This window comes from Janthinobacterium pasteuri (genome assembly GCF_051380775.1).
Lineage (GTDB): Bacteria > Pseudomonadota > Gammaproteobacteria > Burkholderiales > Burkholderiaceae_D > Janthinobacterium.
Genome location: NZ_JBNYXS010000003.1, coordinates 179,042 through 196,397, shown reverse-complemented (window position 1 = coordinate 196,397; position 17,356 = coordinate 179,042). Strand labels below are relative to the sequence as shown.

18 protein-coding genes are annotated in these 17,356 nt (G+C 61.4%); 6 read left to right on the top strand and 12 right to left on the bottom strand.

The features are described 5' to 3' along the window. Nucleotides 1-23: 23 nt before the first annotated feature. From ACQ4WN_RS05210 to ACQ4WN_RS05200, 3 genes are read right to left on the bottom strand one after another with little or no spacing between them, the layout of a single operon-like run. Complete coding sequence (locus ACQ4WN_RS05210) at nt 24-545, bottom strand: TPM domain-containing protein (protein ID WP_436550557.1); 522 nt, start codon at nt 543-545, stop codon at nt 24-26. Continuing rightward, nucleotides 545-1,378: a TPM domain-containing protein gene (locus ACQ4WN_RS05205; protein ID WP_436550556.1), complete on the bottom strand. Its 834-nt coding sequence runs from the start codon at nt 1,376-1,378 to the stop codon at nt 545-547. The genes ACQ4WN_RS05210 and ACQ4WN_RS05205 overlap by 1 nt, the downstream gene beginning before the upstream one ends. 1 nt (nt 1,379) lies before the next feature. Beyond that, nucleotides 1,380-1,994 (bottom strand): LemA family protein, encoded by a 615-nt coding sequence (locus ACQ4WN_RS05200; protein ID WP_436550555.1) that lies wholly within the window; start codon nt 1,992-1,994, stop codon nt 1,380-1,382. A 167-nt stretch (nt 1,995-2,161) separates the two neighbouring features. Between ACQ4WN_RS05200 and pyrF the strand changes: the two genes are divergently transcribed. Then, nucleotides 2,162-2,986, top strand: a complete 825-nt coding sequence (pyrF, locus tag ACQ4WN_RS05195) for an orotidine-5'-phosphate decarboxylase (RefSeq protein WP_436550554.1) — start codon at nt 2,162-2,164, stop codon at nt 2,984-2,986. A gap of 82 nt (nt 2,987-3,068) precedes the next feature. Here pyrF and sbcB read toward each other — a convergent pair whose 3' ends face one another. Continuing rightward, complete coding sequence (gene sbcB / locus ACQ4WN_RS05190) at nt 3,069-4,517, bottom strand: exodeoxyribonuclease I (protein WP_436550553.1); 1,449 nt, start codon at nt 4,515-4,517, stop codon at nt 3,069-3,071. 146 nt (nt 4,518-4,663) lie between these two features. Here sbcB and ACQ4WN_RS05185 point away from each other — a divergent pair, with 146 nt between their 5' ends. Continuing rightward, the gene (locus ACQ4WN_RS05185; RefSeq protein ID WP_436550552.1) at nt 4,664-5,272 is read left to right on the top strand and encodes a DUF5610 domain-containing protein; all 609 of its coding nucleotides are present in this window, start codon (nt 4,664-4,666) and stop codon (nt 5,270-5,272) included. Between the two features lie 106 nt (nt 5,273-5,378). Here the strand turns inward: ACQ4WN_RS05185 and ACQ4WN_RS05180 are convergent, their stop codons facing one another. From ACQ4WN_RS05180 to ACQ4WN_RS05160, 5 genes are all read right to left on the bottom strand, one after another. Beyond that, a complete protein-coding gene (locus tag ACQ4WN_RS05180; RefSeq protein ID WP_436550643.1) occupies nt 5,379-6,344 on the bottom strand; it encodes a GGDEF domain-containing protein in 966 nt (321 codons plus the stop codon). A gap of 262 nt (nt 6,345-6,606) precedes the next feature. After that, a complete protein-coding gene (locus tag ACQ4WN_RS05175) occupies nt 6,607-6,984 on the bottom strand; it encodes an HPF/RaiA family ribosome-associated protein (protein WP_034781728.1) in 378 nt (125 codons plus the stop codon). Between the two features lie 196 nt (nt 6,985-7,180). Next, nucleotides 7,181-7,846 (bottom strand): DUF1345 domain-containing protein, encoded by a 666-nt coding sequence (locus tag ACQ4WN_RS05170; RefSeq protein ID WP_436550551.1) that lies wholly within the window; start codon nt 7,844-7,846, stop codon nt 7,181-7,183. Nucleotides 7,847-7,884: 38 nt separating this feature from the next. Then, the gene (locus ACQ4WN_RS05165) at nt 7,885-9,135 is read right to left on the bottom strand and encodes an MFS transporter (RefSeq protein ID WP_436550550.1); all 1,251 of its coding nucleotides are present in this window, start codon (nt 9,133-9,135) and stop codon (nt 7,885-7,887) included. 82 nt (nt 9,136-9,217) lie between these two features. Continuing rightward, nucleotides 9,218-10,243, bottom strand: a complete 1,026-nt coding sequence (locus ACQ4WN_RS05160) for a CDP-6-deoxy-delta-3,4-glucoseen reductase (protein ID WP_436550549.1) — start codon at nt 10,241-10,243, stop codon at nt 9,218-9,220. A 12-nt stretch (nt 10,244-10,255) separates the two neighbouring features. Here ACQ4WN_RS05160 and ACQ4WN_RS05155 point away from each other — a divergent pair, with 12 nt between their 5' ends. The 4 genes from ACQ4WN_RS05155 to ACQ4WN_RS05140 all read left to right on the top strand — a co-directional run bounded on the left by ACQ4WN_RS05155 (nt 10,256) and on the right by ACQ4WN_RS05140 (nt 12,478). After that, a complete protein-coding gene (locus tag ACQ4WN_RS05155; protein WP_436550548.1) occupies nt 10,256-11,173 on the top strand; it encodes an SDR family oxidoreductase in 918 nt (305 codons plus the stop codon). Nucleotides 11,174-11,256: 83 nt separating this feature from the next. Further along, nucleotides 11,257-11,517, top strand: a complete 261-nt coding sequence (locus tag ACQ4WN_RS05150) for a hypothetical protein (protein WP_070257479.1) — start codon at nt 11,257-11,259, stop codon at nt 11,515-11,517. A 209-nt stretch (nt 11,518-11,726) separates the two neighbouring features. Continuing rightward, on the top strand, nt 11,727-11,996 hold the full coding sequence (locus ACQ4WN_RS05145; protein ID WP_436550547.1) for a hypothetical protein: 270 nt from the start codon (nt 11,727-11,729) through the stop codon (nt 11,994-11,996). Nucleotides 11,997-12,238: 242 nt separating this feature from the next. Then, complete coding sequence (locus ACQ4WN_RS05140) at nt 12,239-12,478, top strand: hypothetical protein (RefSeq protein WP_029496207.1); 240 nt, start codon at nt 12,239-12,241, stop codon at nt 12,476-12,478. An 87-nt stretch (nt 12,479-12,565) separates the two neighbouring features. Here the strand turns inward: ACQ4WN_RS05140 and ACQ4WN_RS05135 are convergent, their stop codons facing one another. From ACQ4WN_RS05135 to ACQ4WN_RS05125, 3 genes are all read right to left on the bottom strand, one after another. Further along, entirely contained in the window at nt 12,566-13,309 is a 744-nt protein-coding gene (locus ACQ4WN_RS05135) for a glycine-rich domain-containing protein (RefSeq protein ID WP_436550546.1), read from the bottom strand. Between the two features lie 186 nt (nt 13,310-13,495). Further along, on the bottom strand, nt 13,496-15,343 hold the full coding sequence (locus ACQ4WN_RS05130) for a sensor histidine kinase (protein WP_436550545.1): 1,848 nt from the start codon (nt 15,341-15,343) through the stop codon (nt 13,496-13,498). Nucleotides 15,344-15,543: 200 nt separating this feature from the next. Continuing rightward, nucleotides 15,544-17,310: a glutamine--tRNA ligase/YqeY domain fusion protein gene (locus tag ACQ4WN_RS05125; RefSeq protein ID WP_436550544.1), complete on the bottom strand. Its 1,767-nt coding sequence runs from the start codon at nt 17,308-17,310 to the stop codon at nt 15,544-15,546. Between the last annotated feature and the right edge of the window lie 46 nt (nt 17,311-17,356).

The following is a 17,356-nucleotide window of genomic DNA, read 5'->3' as shown; positions in this document are numbered from 1 at the left end:
AGATTTTAATCCCTGGGCAGGAATCAGAGGAGGATGGGTTCGTTCGGCAACTGGTTGCCGCGCGTACCGTCGGCGGGGAAGTGGCTTTGCAACAAGGTATTCAGTTGCAGCAAGGCATCGAGCGTACTGTCGTGGAAATTACCCTCCTTGAAGCCTCCCGTCATGGTACGGCACACTGCTTGCCACTGTTCCGGCGTGACGCGCCGGCCCACATTGCGGTCGGCCACGATATCGACCTGGTGTTCGGCCAGGTTGATATAGATCAGCACGCCAACGTTATCTTCCGTATCCCACACGCCATACTGGGCGAACAGTTCGCGCGCCCGCTCGCGGTTGCTCACGCCCTGGTAAGCCATGCCCGGTGTCAGGGCCGCCTCGACGATCAGGCGCACTTCCGCCTGGTGCATCGCTTCACCGTCGGCAATCGTCGTTTCGATGGCTTTCAGGGTGCGTTCGGGAAAGGCCTGGCGCGCCGTCGCGGGCGTGCCGCGCAAATGCTTCAAGGCGCGTCCGCAGCGCTGTCCAAATGTCAGTTGTTTCGTCATTACCAATCTCCCGAGGCGCCGCCGCCGTCAAAACCGCCGCCGCCGCCACCGAAACCACCGCCGCCACCGCCACCGCCAAAACCACCGCCACCGCCAAAGCCGCCACCACCACGGTTGTTCAGCGCCTGGCTCAAAATGCTGCCCAGCACGACGCCCGTGGCGCCGCTGGACCAGTTGCTGCCGCGCTGCAGCCGGGTCGGTCCGCCGCGCGAGCGGAACACGGTCAGCACGACCAGGAAGCCGAAGAACAGCAGCGGCAGCCAAAAGGTCAGGCCGCCCGCATCCACGGTGGCCGGGGCCTTTTGCTGTGCGGGAGCGGGGAATTGCTCCTGGTTCAGCAGGGTGGCAATCGCGCCAATACCAGCGACCAGGCCGCCGTAATAGTCATTTTGCTTGAAATGCGGGGCGATCACGTCTTGCAGGATGCGTTTCGATTGCGCATCCGTCAACACGCCCTGCACGCCGCGGCCCGCTTCGATGCGCAGGCGGCGCAAGGATGACGGATTGTCTTTCGCCACCATCAGCAGCACGCCGTCATCGACGCCCTTGCGGCCCAGCTTCCAGGCATCCGTCACGCGGATACTGTATTGCTCGATGGCTTCCGGTTCCGTGCTCTTGACCAGCAGCACGGCGATCTGGCTGCCCGTCTTGGCTTCGTAGTCGGCCAGCACGCCCTCCAGCGCCGCTTTCTGCTTGGTGTCGAGCATGCCGGCGTTGTCCGTCACGCGCGCGGCCAGGGGCGGCACGGCTTGCAAGCCCTGTGCGCCGGCGGGCAGGCTGGTGCACAGCAGCAGCGCCGTCGCCAGCGCCGCCAGAGAAGACCAGGCTTTCATCTTATTTGCCGAAGTTGACGGTTGGCGCGGTCGAAATGGCTTTTTCGTTTTCCACCGTGAACGACGGCTTGACCTTGTAGCCGAAGACCATGGCCGTCAGATTGTTCGGGAAGCTGCGCGCATGCACGTTGTAATCCTGCACGGCGACGATGTAACGCTGGCGCGCCACGGTGATGCGGTTTTCCGTGCCTTCCAGCTGCGACTGCAAGTCGCGAAAACTCGTGTCGGCTTTCAGGTCCGGGTATTTCTCGGACACCACCATCAAACGCGACAGGGCGGACGACAGCTGCCCCTGCACTTGCTGGAATTTCTCGAAGGCGGCCGGGTCGTTCAGCACTTCGGGCGTGATCTGGAAACTGGTGGCGGCGGCGCGCGCCTTGGTCACCGCTTCCAGCGTTTCGCGCTCGTGCGTGGCATAGCCCTTGACGGTATTGACCAGGTTGGGGATCAGGTCGGCGCGGCGCTGGTACTGGTTGACCACTTCGCCCCAGGCGGCCTTGGTGGCTTCGTCCTTGCTCTGGAAGTCGTTGTAGCCGCAGCCCGTCAGGATGCCGGCCAGGACGGTGACGCTCAGCGCCAGGCGCAGCCATTTGGTGAATCGATTGGTGATTTGCATGATAGGTTCCGTGCAGAGTAAAAGGGATGAGGCAAATATACCTGAAACGGCCCGCAATGTCGGTTTAATAAGCGCAGGCCGTCGCCCATGGCTGCTTTGGCGCGCCGTGGCAACCCTGCGCCGCGTTACAATACGGGGTTTGCAACTGAATATAGAGAAGGTGTGCCGTGAATTTCATCAATAAATTATCCGCCGCGTGGACGGCCAATAATTCCCTGCTGTGCGTGGGACTGGACCCCGACCTGGCGAAACTGCCGGCCGAATTGCGCGACTTACCCGATGGAATCACCACCTTTTGCACGCGCATCATCGACGCCACGGCCGACCTGGCCTGCGCCTTCAAGCCGCAGATCGCGTATTTCGGCGCGCTGGGCGCGGAAAAACAGCTGGAAGACATCTGCCGCTACGTGCGCGAGAATTACCCGCATATCCCCCTGATCCTCGACGCGAAACGGGGCGACATCGGCGCCACGGCCACGCAATACGCGCGCGAAGCGTTCGAGCGCTACGGCGCCGATGCCGTCACCGTGAACCCGTACATGGGCGAGGATTCGCTCGACCCCTACCTGGCGTGGCAAGACCGTGGCGTGATCATTCTGTGCCGCACCTCGAATCCGGGCGGCTCGGACCTGCAATTCCTCGACACGGACGGCGTGCCCCTGTACCAGCGCGTGGCGCGCCTGGTGGCCGAGAAATGGAACAAGAACGGCCAGTGCGCGCTCGTCGTCGGCGCCACCTTCCCTGAAGAACTGGCGCAAGTACGCGCCATCGTGGGCGACATGCCGCTGCTGGTGCCCGGCATCGGCGCCCAGGGCGGTGACATCGCCGCCACCGTCGGCGCGGGCCAGACGGCGAACGGCATGGGCATGATGATCAGCTCTTCGCGCGCCATCATCTATGCCACGCCGCAAGCGGGCGAAGACTTCGCCGATGCGGCGCGCCGCGTGGCGATCGAGACGCGCGACGCGATCAATGCGCATCGTTCTGTATAACAACCCAACACCTTAAATGCCGGGGTCGGACGGGGACGCCGAGTCCCTCAGGGTCGGACCCCAGTCTCTCTGCATTAGGGTTTCAGTCGCGCATGGGTGCCACCATCTCTGCGTAATCGTACAGCTCGCCCAATATCTCTTCTCCCCGTTCATCGACTGATTCCGACAGCACGTCGATTTCCGTAAACAGCATCTCGATGGTGCGGGCGCCGCCGTCGCCGTCGAACAGGCGGGCGGCGCGGTGCTGTTCCCAGCGCAGGTTTTCCGCTTCGCTCAGGGTTTGCGGGAAATTGCGGGCGCGGTAGCGGAACAGCAATTCCTGCAAGCGTTCGTCGGCAAACGAGGGGCGCGCCGTGGCCAGCTTGGCCGGCGTGTCGCGGCGCAGCGATTCGAGCAGGCGGCGGTCGTCGTTGCTGACGAAACCGTTGTACAAATCCTCATCCACATCCAGCGCGACATGCGCGCCCGGGCGCTGGAACACTTCGGCCCAGATCGCCTCCATGTTCGGCGCCGTGGCAGCCAGCTGCGCGTTGATTTTCGCGGCATCCAAGTCGATGCCCCATTGCGCGGCCATGGCCGGCGACAGGGTTTTCAGATTGCCGACCAGCATGGGCGACTTGTTCAGGTGCACGCTTTTCACGGGCAGGCGCGTCATGCCTTCCGGCATGGCCTCCTTGCGCGTAAATAATCGCGTGCGGATGGTGTCGGCGTCCAGGCTGAACAGTTCGCGCGGGTCGTAGGCGCAATCCCAGACCAGGATCTCATTCTTGTTGCTCGGGTGCGTGGCCAGCGGCCAGACGATGCCCAGGCAGCCCCGTTCGGCGGGGAACATGCCGGACACGTGCAGGAAGGGCTGGCGCTCGCTGGCGGCCAGGTGCATGCCCATCTCGCTGGCGACCCTGTCCTTCTTGTGTAGCGCCAGGCAAAATTCGAACAGTTTCGGCTGTTTCTGCTTGATCAGGCGCGCCAGGGCGATGGTGGCGCGCACGTCGGACAGCGCATCGTGCGCCGCTTCGTGGGCCAGGCCGTTTTCTTTGCTCAAGTGTTCCAGCTTGAAACTGGTCTGGCCATCGTCGCGCTTCGGCCATTGAATGCCGTCCGGGCGCAGCGCGTGCGTCATGCGCACCACGTCGAGGATGTCCCAGCGGCCGCAATGGTTCTTCCATTCGCGCGCATACGGGTCGATCAGGTTGCGCCAGAACAGGAAACGCGTGACTTCATCGTCGAAACGGATGGTGTTGTAACCCACGCCGATGGTGCCCGGTTCCGAAAAGGCCGCTTCGATGGTGGCGGCGAACTGGTGCTCGGGCACGCCCAGCTGCAAGCATTGCTGCGGTGTGATGCCCGTGATCAGGCACGATTGCGGGTCGGGCAGGAAATCATTGGCAGGCTGGCAATACAGCATGATCGGGTCGCCGATCTCGTTGAGGTCGGCATCCGTGCGGATGGCGGCGAACTGGGCCGGGCGGTCGCGGCGCGGCTGGACGCCAAAAGTTTCGTAGTCGTGCCAAAGGAAAGTCTGGGTAGTCATTGATGGTCGTTGCTTAATTGGTTATCTGGGCCGCTCAAAGCGTCGCGGCTACAGTTTTCTGAAAACCTGCCGATACTACACGAGAGGATGGTCATCATGGCGTTTCCCGCATGGTGGCATACATTGCCCGTTCAAGGAGGTCTATCGTGTCAATTCCCATCGCCGCAAGCGGCAATTCCTCCCCTTCCGTGACTTCCGTCAGTACGGGTGTTGCCGGCAAGGACGATAAGGTCCAGCACGGCGCCAGGACTGAAATGAGCGTGAATGACCGCAGCAAGCTGCAGTTGAACGCCTCCATCATGCAGGCCTCGCTGAATGTGTCGATCGGTTCGGAAAACGAGCCGCTGGCGTTGCTGTACAAGACGGCCATCACCAACATCAATGAAGCGCTGAAGGGCCAGTACGGCGACGATGCAATCCAGAATGCGGCCTCGCAGGACAATAGCGCCGAGGCGACGGCAAGCCGCATCGTATCGCTGTCGACGGGTTTTTTTGACGCGTTCAAAAAACAAAACCCGGGCATGGACGACGATACGGCCCTGACCAAGTTCATGGATACCATCAGCGGCGGCATGGAGAAAGGCTTCAAGGAAGCGCGCGATATCTTGGGTGGCTTGAAAGTGCTGAATGGCGATATCGCCGGCAATATCGACAAGACGTATGAACTGGTGCAGAAGGGCTATGCGGATTTCATCGCCGCACACAGCAGCAAGAAGGATGATGCGGCCAAGCCGGCCGACAGCAAGGCTGCCTGATCAATATTACGCCGGAAGCGCCTGAGAAAATGTCCAGGGCTAGGCGCAGTGCCGAAGGCAGTACGAATGTACGACGAGGCATTGCAACGACGCCATGGGCGTTTTATCAGGTGCTTACGCGGTTACGGCCCGATGCTTTGGCGCGATACAGCGCCGCATCGGCCGCCGCGATCAACGCTTCGTCGTCCTGATCCGCCGCCAGCATGGCGACGCCGAAGGAGCCCGTGATGTGCGGCAGCGCGCTGCGCATGTCGGCGAAGATGACGGCGTGCTGCATGCGCTCGCACAAGCGCTCGGCGACCCGCAGAGCCACGTGTTCGCTGGTGTCGGGCAAGATCACCATCATTTCCTCGCCACCATAGCGCACGGCAAAATCCGTAGGCCGCAGGGCTGCGCCCAGCACTTGCGCGGCAATGCGCAGCGCCTGGTCGCCCGCCTGGTGGCCGTGCGTGTCGTTGAAGCGCTTGAAATGGTCGAGATCTATCATCACCAGCGACAGCGGCGAGCTGCTGGCGTGAGCGGTGATGATCATGTTCGGCAGTAAATCGGTCAGCCAGGCGCGGTTGTACAGGCCCGTCAGGCTGTCGACCATCGACAGCTGGCGGTAGAATTCGCCCAATTTCTGGCGCCGGCGCAGCAGGGCATTGGCGGCGCGGATGCGGAACGACAGCAAGCGCAGCAGGTTGCGTGCCAGGCCGTTCGATTGCTCGATCAATTCCCAGACGACGGCCGCGTCGATCACCAGCAAATCGGTTTCTTCCAGCGCGGAAATGGCGGCCAGGTTGCTTGCTTCATCGAGCACCGATTGTTCGCCCACGCTTTCGCCGGGCAAGACCTTGCTGACGGTGCCATCATCCATGCCCGTGTGGGTGTCTGCCGCCACGGCTAGCGAGCCGCGCAGGACGATGTACAGACTGGTGCCTTTGCTGTCGGCAATGGCTTCGCCGGCTTCGAGGCGCATGACGGGGCAGGGCGCCAGCATGGCGGCCGTCTGGCTGTCCGCAGCATCGCAAAATAGCTGTAAATCGCCGATGTTGCAGCCTGAAGCGCCAAAGTTGCCGATCTGTTCCACAATCATACTTTCAAAAAGCCGGCGCGCGCGAGCAGGGGGCCGGTCGCTTCATGATAGCGTAAAGCGGCCTTTGCTGTAACGGCAAAGGCTTGCTTGATGTCACTTACTGTGTGAAATACGACAATTATTTCATTGTCGCGTCAATAAGCGGGAATATTGGTGGTTTTGGCATTGTTGTTGCCGCGCGCGAAAGGCCGGCCGGATGTGCAAAGGCAGCCTTGAACGGCTGCCTTGGTCTCTGAAGAATGCTGCAGTGGGGGAGTTACTCGGCGGTTTCTTCCGCTTCGGCCGTATCGATCACGGCATTTTTGCCGGTGGCGTGGCGCTTGCTGTCTTGCAGGCGGCCCAGGGCACTATCGATGGCGCGTTTGAGTTTGTCGGTAGCGCCGGCTACGGATTGATGCACGGTGGCGTTCTGTTCGGTCACGGCAATCGGCTGATAGCCAGCAACGCGTGCTTCCATGACACAGCGGATATCGTCGGCGCCGCCTTTCGGGCCGTTCGTGTCGCTGATGTGGACTTCGATGCGGGTCAGGTTGTCGCGGAAGCGGTTGAGTGCGCTTTCAAGTACGGATTGCACATGTTCGTTCAGTCCAGCGGTGTTGGCGATGGTGCTGTCGGTATGAATATTGATTTGCATATGCTTACTCCTGTCAATTCAAAAAAAACCCATCTCAGGCGTGCTGCGGCCTGGTTGTTGCCTCATGCACATGACCTCTGTGCATGGAACTTATCTTACTCCTCTTTCCAGTATTTTAAGAGGGTGCACACGATTAAGATGAGCTTAACCCTTCAGCCAGGTCAAGTTTCCCCGTGGAATTCTTTTGCCCAGCTGCTTACCCATTGATCAAGCCGGCGGCGATATTGATGGACAGTCCCAGTACGACCAGGTTGAAGAAAAAGCTCAGCACGGATTGCCCCAGCACGATCTGCCGCATCGATCGCGTCTGTACGCAAACGTCCGACGTTTGCACGGCCACGGCGATGGTGAAGGCGAAATACAAAAAATCCCAGTAATCGGGGTTTTGCTCGTCGTCGGGAAATTTCAAGGGACGTAGCGCGGGCTCGGCCTGATAATACAGGTGGGCATAATGAAAGCAGAACAGGGTGCCGACGAGGAACCATGAGCCGACCAGGGTGAGGATCGTCAAGCCGTAATGCAGTGCGCGTTCGTCCGGCGCCATGTCTTTCATCGAGGACAGTTGCGAGACGATGGCCACCAGGCTCATCACGGATGCGACAGACAGGGCCGACAGGACCGTGGCGGCCCGCTCATCCTGGCGTGCCGCCATCACCTTCACCTTGTGATGGTTGGCGCGCATCATCATCCAGGCCATCGTCGCCAGGTAGAACCAGACGGCGACATTCCACGCCGCCAGCAAACGCGTCATCTGTTGCCAGGACGAGGGCAGCAGCAGGCCGGCCGCCACGCCGATGGCCGTGGCCATGCTCAGGTGGGGGCGGCTGCGGATGAAGCTGCGCAAGGGAAACGTGATTTTCATGGTGCGAGTTGGTCGGTAGCGATAGCGCATCTTAGCGCTTAGTTTGCGCTCGCGGTGGCCGTTCTCGCGGCCGCTTCCTTTTCGTGGTGGGGGAAGCGATCCATGCGCGACAGCACGGGGAATAGCACGGCCCAGATGCCCGTCACGGCCAGGGTGGCGGCGCCGCCGAAGAGCACGGCGCGCACCAGGCCGAACCAGCCGGCCGTCAGGCCCGATTCAAATTCGCCCAGCTCGTTCGAGGCGCCGATGAAGACGGCATTCACGGCGCTGACCCGGCCGCGGATTTCGTCAGGCGTCTCGAACTGTACCAGCAGGTGGCGGATGTAGACGCTGACCATGTCGCCGGCGCCCATCAGGAACAGCGCCGCCAGCGCCAGCGGGAAATAGCTGGTGCTGCCCAGCACCAGGGTGCCCAGGCCGAAGACGGCGACGCCGCCGAACATCCAGGCACCCGCGCGGCGCGTGATGGGAAAGATGGCCAGCGCGATCGAGCACAGGGCGGCGCCGGCACCGGGCGCCGTGCGCAGCAGGCCCAGGCCGCTGGGGCCGATATGCAGCACGTCGTGCGCAAGCGCCGGCAGCAGGGCCGTGGCGCCGCCGAACAGCACGGCAAACAGGTCGAGCGAAATGGCGCCCAGCACGATGGGTTTCGACCAGACGAAGCGCAAGCCTTCGAGCAGGGTATGCCAGCTGACGGGTTCGCGTTTCACCACTTGCGGCGCCGGCGTGGTGGCGCGCATCAGCAAGACGGACACCACCAGCAGCGCGGACGAGATCAAATACACCACCTTGGGGCCGAAGTAATACAGCAGGCCGCCCAGGGTAGGCCCCAGGATGATGGCCACGTGCGAGCTCGATGAGCTGAGCGCGACGGCGCGGCTGAAGTGTTGCGTGGGCACCATGTTCACCAGCACGGCTTGCGTGGCTGGCATCATGAAGGCGCGCGCGCTGCCAAACAGCACCAGCACGGCAAACACGGGCCAGACGATGGAGAGTCCACTCAGCGTAAAGGCCAGCAGGGCCAGTGCGCAAGCGAGCTGCGCCGCCAGGCACCAGGCGATGATGTTGCGGCGGTTATAGCGGTCGGCGACGTGGCCGGCCGGCAGGATCAGCACGAGGAAGGGGGCGAACTGTGCCAGCCCGATCAGGCCCAGGTCGAACAGGCTGCCCGTAAGCTGGTACACCTGCCAGCCGATGGCCACGCTTTGCATCTGCACGGCCACCGTGCCCAGCACGCGGGCGGAAAGGTAAAAGGCGAAGTTGCGGTGACGCAGGATGGCGAGAGACATGCATATTCCAGGAAACAGCAGGGTGGAGCGGTGGCGCAGCGGGCGCCGCGCCAGCCGCGCCCCGCTGTCTGGACGGTGACACTTACTTGGCCAGGTCGGCTTCCGTAGTGAAGGCGTCGGCGTAAAACTCGTCGGCTGGCAACTGGCACAATTGCACGAAATCGCGGTGGGCCGCATCGACCACTACGGGCGCGCCGCAGGCATACACTTGATAAGCGGACATATCTGGCAAGTCGGCCATGACGGCCTGGTGCACGAAGCCCGTGCGGCCGCTCCAGGCGTCTTCCGGCAAGGCGTCCGACACGACGGGCACATAGGTGAGCTGTGGCAAGTCGGCTGCCCACTGGCGGCACAATGCGTCCATGTACAGGTCGTGTGGGCGGCGGCCGCCCCAGTACAGGGTGATCGGGCGCGGGGATTGCTCGTTGATCATGTGTTCGACGATGGCTTTCAAGGGGGCAAAGCCGGTGCCCGAGGCCAGCAGCACGACCGGCTTGTCGGAATCTTCGCGCAGGAAGAAGGTGCCCATCGGGCCTTCGAAGCGCAGAATATCGCGCTCTTTCATGCTGCCAAAGACCTGGTCGGTGAACAGGCCGCCCGGCAGGTGGCGAATGTGCAGGGGCACGGGGCCGCCATCGGCGGGCGCGCTGGCCATGCTGTAGCTGCGGCGCTTGTTGTCGCGCAGCATGATTTCGATATACTGTCCGGCGCGGTAGTTGAGGCGCTCGCTGGCTGGCAATTGCAGGGTCAGCACGACGACATCGGGCGCGACCTTTTCAATTGTGGTCACGCGCGACGGCATTTTCTTGATCGGGTAGTCGCTGCTGCCCGCCACTTCGCGCGCTTCGATGACGAGGTCGGCGTCCGTGGTGGCGCAGCAGAACAGGGAAAAGCCCGCTGCTTCCTCTTCCGGCGTCAGGGCGCGCTGCTGGTGCGCCTTGTGCTGGACAGTGCCGGAAACCACTTTGCCCTTGCAGGAACCGCAGGCGCCATTTTTACAGCCATACGGCAAGCCCACGCCGGCGCGTATCGCCGCCGCCAGCACGGTTTCGTCCGCTTCGCAGCTGAATTGGTGGCCGCTGGGCTGAACAGTAACTTGAAAAGTCATACAATCCTTGAGATGAAAAATATGTTAATGCACTCTTTGCGCAAACCGGTGGGCTTGCCGCGCCTGCTGATCCTGGGCTGTGGCGACGTCGGCATGCGCCTGCTGCCCCTGCTGCGTGCGCGCTTTCGCGTCTTTGCCGTCACCAGCCAGCCGGCGCGCTGCGCGCAGCTGCGGGCGGCCGGTGCCGTGCCCATCGTGGCCAACCTCGACGACCGCGCCAGCCTGAAACGGCTGGCGGGACTGGCGCCGATGATCGTGCACCTGGCGCCGCCCCGGTCGTCTGGCTTGCTGGACCTGCGCACGCGCAATCTGGTCGCCATTTTACCCGAGCATGCACGCATGGTGTATGTGAGTACCAGCGGCGTGTATGGCGATTGCGCCGGCGCCTGGATCGATGAAACGCGGCCGACGGCCCCGGCGAATGCGCGGGCGAAGAGGCGCGTCGATGCGGAACAGGTCTTGCGTGGCTGGGGCGCGCGCCGCGGCGCCAGCGTGGCCATCCTGCGCGTGCCCGGCATTTATGCGCACGACCGCCTGCCCCTGAAGCGCCTGCGCGAAGGCACGCCGGCCCTGGCCGCTGGCGACGATGTGTATACCAACCATATCCATGCCGATGACCTGGCGCGCATCATCGAACGGGCCTTGTGGCGGGGCAAGCCGGGACGCGTGTATCACGCCAGCGATGACAGTGAACTCAAGATGGCGGACTATTTCGATGCCGTGGCCGATACGTTCGGCCTGCCGCACCCGCCGCGCCTGCCGCGTGCCGAACTGCAGCAAGTGGTCACGCCGATGCTGCTGTCGTTCATGTCCGAATCGCGCCGCCTGCATAATACGCGCCTCAAGCGCGAGCTGGGCGTGCATCTGCGTTACGCGCGTGTGGCCGATGCCTTGCAGTCGCTGTCCGCCGATGCGCCCAGCATCGGGTAAAATGGTCGGTTATCTGCGCACTTTGCTGGGCCGGCGCGCAGCGCGCCGTTGCGGCGGTGCGCCATTCACCTAAGGACTACAGCATGAGCACCCTCACTTACGAAGAATACCTGGACGAGGTCACCACCGTCCTGACGGAACTGTACGACCTCGACGACGATGCCGCCATCAAGCTGGTCGTGGCGGCGCAGGATGCCGAATTTTTTGTTCCGCACGATGCGCATGAGGAAATGCGTACCGCCGAGCAAGCCAAGAAAGATGCGGTCACCCTGTTCGAGCGCAAGCAGAATCGTCAGCAAACGCAGGAAAAACAGCAACAGCGCGTGCGCCAGCAAAAGAAATAAGAGCAGGAAGAGCTGGCCATCGGCCGCCAGGTCGCTGGAGCATGGAGCAGTGCGGGCTTCGGCGCAATGCCGGGGCCTGGCCATTTGATGCAACGCAAGGGCAGCATGGCGAACTGGCGATATGCTGAGCAAAGTCGTCACGCGTCCAGGCTATTTGTGGCGGGCTGTATAAATAGCACGATGCTGTTTCCCGTCAGCAGGAGCGAGCCATGCGAACTGCGAGTCACCCCAGCAAGGAACAGGTGCGCGCCTACATGCGCGGCCGTGAACATACGCTGCAGCCACCGCCGCCGCCCGATGAAATTCGCCGGCAACTGGCCTGGTGCCGCATGGACGCCTTTTCCGGCACCTGTTTGCTGGCCATCCCGGCCGGCGTAGCCGCGCACGGCTGGCATTTATCCGCAGACATGGCTCGCCTGAGCGTGCTCATGGCGATTGTCTGGCTGATGCACAGCGGTGTTCCTCATTGTAAAAATTGATGAATTGCAGCAAATTTTTCCGATTTGAGTTATCCTCTAGCACATTCCAAGTGCGTCAATTCTCTTCAATTATCACAATTTTGCTTTAAGTTACGCAAAAATCAACAATAGCGTGTATTATATTGTTTGTGGCGTAAAGGCCGCATAAGTGATGGCGCTTTTTAGTGTGTTTACCCTGAATTATTGCAGAAGAGACATTCGGTTTCTTTGTGCACTAATACAACAAGTACGGATTTTTGATCATGTCTCTCAAACAAATTACCTCTTTGCCTACCTACAACCCGAATCGCGTCCTCGATGCGATCATCGACAAGCTGCAACTGAAAAACGATGCCGCCTTGTCGCGCGCGCTGGAAGTGGCGCCACCTGTCATCAGCAAGATTCGTCACAACACCTTGCCGATCGGCGCCACGATCCTCATCCGCATGCATGAAATCAGCGATTTCAGTATTCGTGAACTGCGCGAGTTGATGGCTGCCTAAGAGCGCCTGACAGACGGCAAACTGAGAGGTGCCGTCTGTGTACGTCAGGCTTGCCGCGTGCGGCAGCCGCATCTGTTTTCCGCTGTTTTATTGCGGGTCACGGTTCAGCACCGGCCGATCGACATAGAAACGCCCCATTTCCAGGCCGGTCGTGGACGACTTGACCACTGCAGCAGCCAGTGTGGCGGGCGCGCTGGAAAATGCGCTGGTGGCAGCCCCGGTGGCGCGGCCCGAATACGCTGTCGCCTGCACCGCTGCGCTGGAAAACGCTGATTGTACAGCCCGGCCCGAATACGCTGTCGCCTGTACCGCTGCACTGGAAAACGCTGATTGTACAGCCCGTCCTGAATACGCTGTCGCCTGTACTGCAGCACTGGAAAACGCTGTTTGCACGGCCCGTCCTGAATACGCCGCCTGTACGGCGCGCCCCGAATACGCCGTTTCTGCGCGGATATAATCTTCCCCGAACGTTTGCTCATACAGCTGCTTCATGCGCTCGCCCACGCGCTGGTGCGCCGCTTCGTCGTCTTCGCCGCGCAAGCCGATGTACGGGAAGTGATGCAGGAAGTAGCCGAAGACCTGTTCACAGTCCGCTGCATATTTCAGGGTGTCGAGGATGTGGTAATGCCAGAAGGTATCGACGTCCATCAGTGGCGCCGTTTCTTCTTCCGGAAACTGTTTCATCAGGATCAGGAAGCGCCGGTACTCGAACTCCACTGCATTGGCCTTCTCCAGGCTCCATCCTTCGCCTGACTCCCGGTGCATCAGCTTGACTTTGATCGCGTCCAAATTCAAATCGGCAATTGCCTTGAAACTGTCGTTCGTATCCATGAAGGTCCTTTGGTAAAGAGCGTTGTGGGAAATACAGTGGAACAAGGGAGAGTGGTGGGTGTGTACTCCTTGCAAGTAGTCGAGGAATGCCTGACCCATGGCGGGCAGGTGCTGAGTTGTTCTACATCAATATTGCATCTAATTACAAAATATGCAAGCTGAGCTTGCTTCAGTGCGGCCTGCCTGTCAGGTGTTGGTCCGGCTGTCTTCCAGGTAGGGAAACGCGGTGGCGTCCGCACCCAGCGGTACGCTGACATGCACGCTCATGCCCGCACCGGGGCTGCTTTCGATGTAGAAAGTGCCACCCAGTAACTTGATGCGCTCCTCGATCCCCACCAGGCCAAATGATCCCAGCTTGTTACGTCCGTCGATGGCCGCGCCCACCCCATTGTCGCTGACGCTCATCGACACGGTATCGCGGCACTTTTCCAGCTTGACTCGAACGCGGCTGGCATTGGCATGCTGGGAAATATTGCTGAGCGACTCTTGCAGGATGCGGAACAGGGCCGTGGCGCACTGGTCGCTTAAATAAATATCGTGATGGCTTTCGCTCACTTCGCAGGCGATGCCCGTGCGCTGGCGAAATTGCGCCACTTGCCATTCGACGGCTGCATTCACGCCCAGGTCCAGCACGGTTGGACGCAAGTCGTTGATGATCTGCCGCACGCTTTTAATCGTGGCGTCGATCTGCTCCAGGGTCGAGCGGGCGCGGGCATTCAGGCGCGGGTGACGGCGCTGCGTGCGCGAGGCCAGCATGTCGGCATCGATGCGCAGCACCAGCAGGTTCTGTCCCAGGTCGTCGTGGATTTCGCGCGCGATGCGCTTGCGTTCTTCTTCCTTGATCCGGTCGGCGTGGGCTGCCAGGCGGCGCAGTTTCTGGTGCGACAACTGCAGGCGGATCTGGCTGGCGCGCAATTCCTCCGTCATGCCAGTCGCCAGCTCGATGGCGCGCCGGCGCGACGACGCCAGGGTGTGAAACAGCATGTACAGCAGCATGGTGCTGGCAAAACCGGTCAGCAGGGCCAGCCACGGCAAGAAGGCGCCGAAGCGCGTGTACAGGTCGCTCTTGCGCACACTGAACAGCGCTTGCCACGCGCGGCCATTGTGGTCGATCAGCATCGTGCTGCTCAGATACCGCCCCGAGTTGCCGGGCAGCCACCATGGTGCAGGCATGCCCGCCGTCGTGCTGTCGAAGATGGGGCGCATGTCGTGCGGCAAGTCCAGCTGTTCGCGCGCTTGCGGGCCGATATCGAACAGGGTCAGGCGGACATTGCGTATCGGCATGTCGGCCAGTGCGCTGCGCATCATCGTCACCAGGTCGTAGCCGATGCCGACGGAACCCTGGTAGGCCGCGCGCCTTTGCCCCACCGTGCCGGTGGGCATGCCAAAGCGGTACACGGGCATGCGCATGGCCATGCTCGTCAGCTGCGGCCGGCCTTCCATCGGCACGGGCACGCCGGAATTACTGATGTGCCCGGAATCGCGCGACTGCGCCAGCATTTCGGCAATCAGGGGCCGCGAAGCGATGTCATAGCCATACTTCTCCGGGGCGCTGGCAATTGGTTCGAGGTATACCACCACGGAATAATGGGGGCGCGGCCCGGGCGGATGGATGGCAAGCGCCGGATAGCCATCGCGCCCTGGCGGATGGTCGCGCTGCATGGTCGCTTCGAAGGCGGGGCGCTGCGACTCGTCGAGTTCGCGGCTGTAATTGAGATTCATCACCCCCGGATAGTTCTGTTGCAAGGCGATGTTGGCCACGAAGCGCTGGAATTGCTCACGGCTCACGTGTTCGTTGGCGTGGAACAGGCTGGCCGTGCCGCGCAGCAGGTTGGCATACGACTTGAGGCGCGATGCGATGTTTTTCTGGGTATTGCGCGCCAGATTGTTGAACAGCTCACGAGCATCGTTTTCGATCGACAGCGAGGCGGCCGTGTAGAACAGCAGGCCCACCACCAACGACATCACGAAACCGAGCAGCCAGAGCGGTCTTTTTTCAGCAGATAAAGGGTGTTTGCCGGCAGTAGTAGACATCGCCATCCGCATCAGGAAGAGGAATCGGTGCCGCCTGTGTGCTGGAGGCTGTACCAAGTTGCACAAGCACTAACGACATTGCAAATTGCTCAATAGCTGCTTAATATACAAAACTATCGTGAATATAGTCAACAGGCAATATTTCTATTGGAAACGAAAAAAAACCGCCGCAGCGGTTTTTTTGTAGATCGTGCGGCGCCTTATTTTGCCGGCTGCCAGCTGTCTTTCAGTGTGACGATGCGGTTGAAGACGGGCTTGCCGGGCTGGCTGTCGACCCGGTCGGCCGCAAAATAGCCGTGGCGCTCGAACTGGAAGCGCTGTTCCGGCTGGGCCAGTTCCGCGCCCGGTTCCAGCCACGCTTGCACCACGTCCTTGGCCAGCGGATTCAAGGCCAGCTTGAAGTCCTTGCCGCCCGCGTCCGGCTGCGGGTCGGTAAACAGGCGGTCGTACAGGCGCACTTCGGCGGGAATCGCCGTCGGCGCGCTGACCCAGTGCATATTGCCCTTGACCTTGTAGTTGGCGCTGCCGTCTGTGCCCGACTTGCTGTCCGGGAAATAGGTGCAATGCACGGCGATGACCTTGCCGTCCGCATCCTTGTCGTAGCCCGTGCATTCGATCACATAACCATAGCGCAGACGAACCTTGCTGCCCGGCTTGTCGTCGATCGGTGGATACAGACGGAAATAGCCTTTATTTGGCACTTCCATGAAGTCATCTTCCTCGATCCACAGCTCGCGCGAGATGGGGAAGGTGCGCAAGCCCCGTTCCGGGAAGTGCGGATGCACGGGCGCCGTGCATTCCACGCTGTCGTTTTCAGGGAAATTGTCGATGATCAATTTCAACGGACGCAGTACGGCCACCGTGCGCGGCGCCTTCGGGTCCAGGTCTTCGCGCAAACAGCCTTCGAGCACGCTGTAGTCGATCCAGCCGTCGGATTTGGTCACGCCCGTGCGTTCGCACATCAGTTGAATCGCTTCCGGCGTGTAGCCGCGGCGGCGCATGCCCACCAGGGTCGGCATGCGCGGGTCGTCCCAGCCGTCGACGATTTTTTCTTCCACCAGCTGGCGCAGCTTGCGTTTGCTGGTGACGATATAGGTCAGGTTCAGGCGCGAGAATTCGAACTGGCGCGGCACGGGCTGCTGGAAGAAGCCGCCAGCCGACAGGGTTTCCAGCAGCCAGTCGTAGAACGGGCGGTGGTCCTGGAATTCCAGCGTGCAGATCGAATGCGTGATGTTTTCCAGCGCGTCCGAGATCGGGTGCGTGTAATCGTACATCGGGTAGATGCACCAGGCGTCGCCCGTGCGGTGATGATGCGCATGGCGGATGCGGTAGATGGCCGGATCGCGCAAGTTCATGTTCGGCGAACTCATGGCATCTTCGCTCATCTTCGCGCGCAGGATGTGCTCGCCATCCTTGAACTGGCCCGCCTTCATGGCGCGGAACAGGGCCAGCGATTCGTCGCGCGGACGCTCGCGGAACGGCGAATTCTTGCCGGCCTGGCCGAAATTGCCCCGGTTGGCGGCCATGTCTTCGGCGCTCTGGCTGTCCACATAGGCGAAGCCGGCCGTGATCAGGTATTCGGCCATCGCATACAGCTGGTCGAAGTAATCGCTCGCGTAGTGCAGGTGGCTCTGGCCATCGGCATGCTTCGGTTCCCAGTCAAAGCCCAGCCATTTCACGCTGTCCATGATGGTGTCGACGTATTCCTGTTCTTCCTTGGCCGGATTGGTGTCGTCGAAGCGCAGGTTGCACTGGCCGGCGTAATCGCGCGCCAGGCCGAAGTTGACGCAGATCGACTTGGCGTGGCCCACGTGCAGGTAGCCGTTCGGCTCCGGCGGGAAACGCGTGATCACCTGGGGCAGGCCGGGACGCACGTGGGCGCCGGCAGCCAGGTCGGCTTCGATGATGTTACGCAAGAAATTGGGCGCCAGCGCTGGCGCGGCGGTATTCGGTTTATCGTTGCTCATTGATCAATGCGGAAGAGTGACAGTAAAAAGCATTTTACCGTACCGC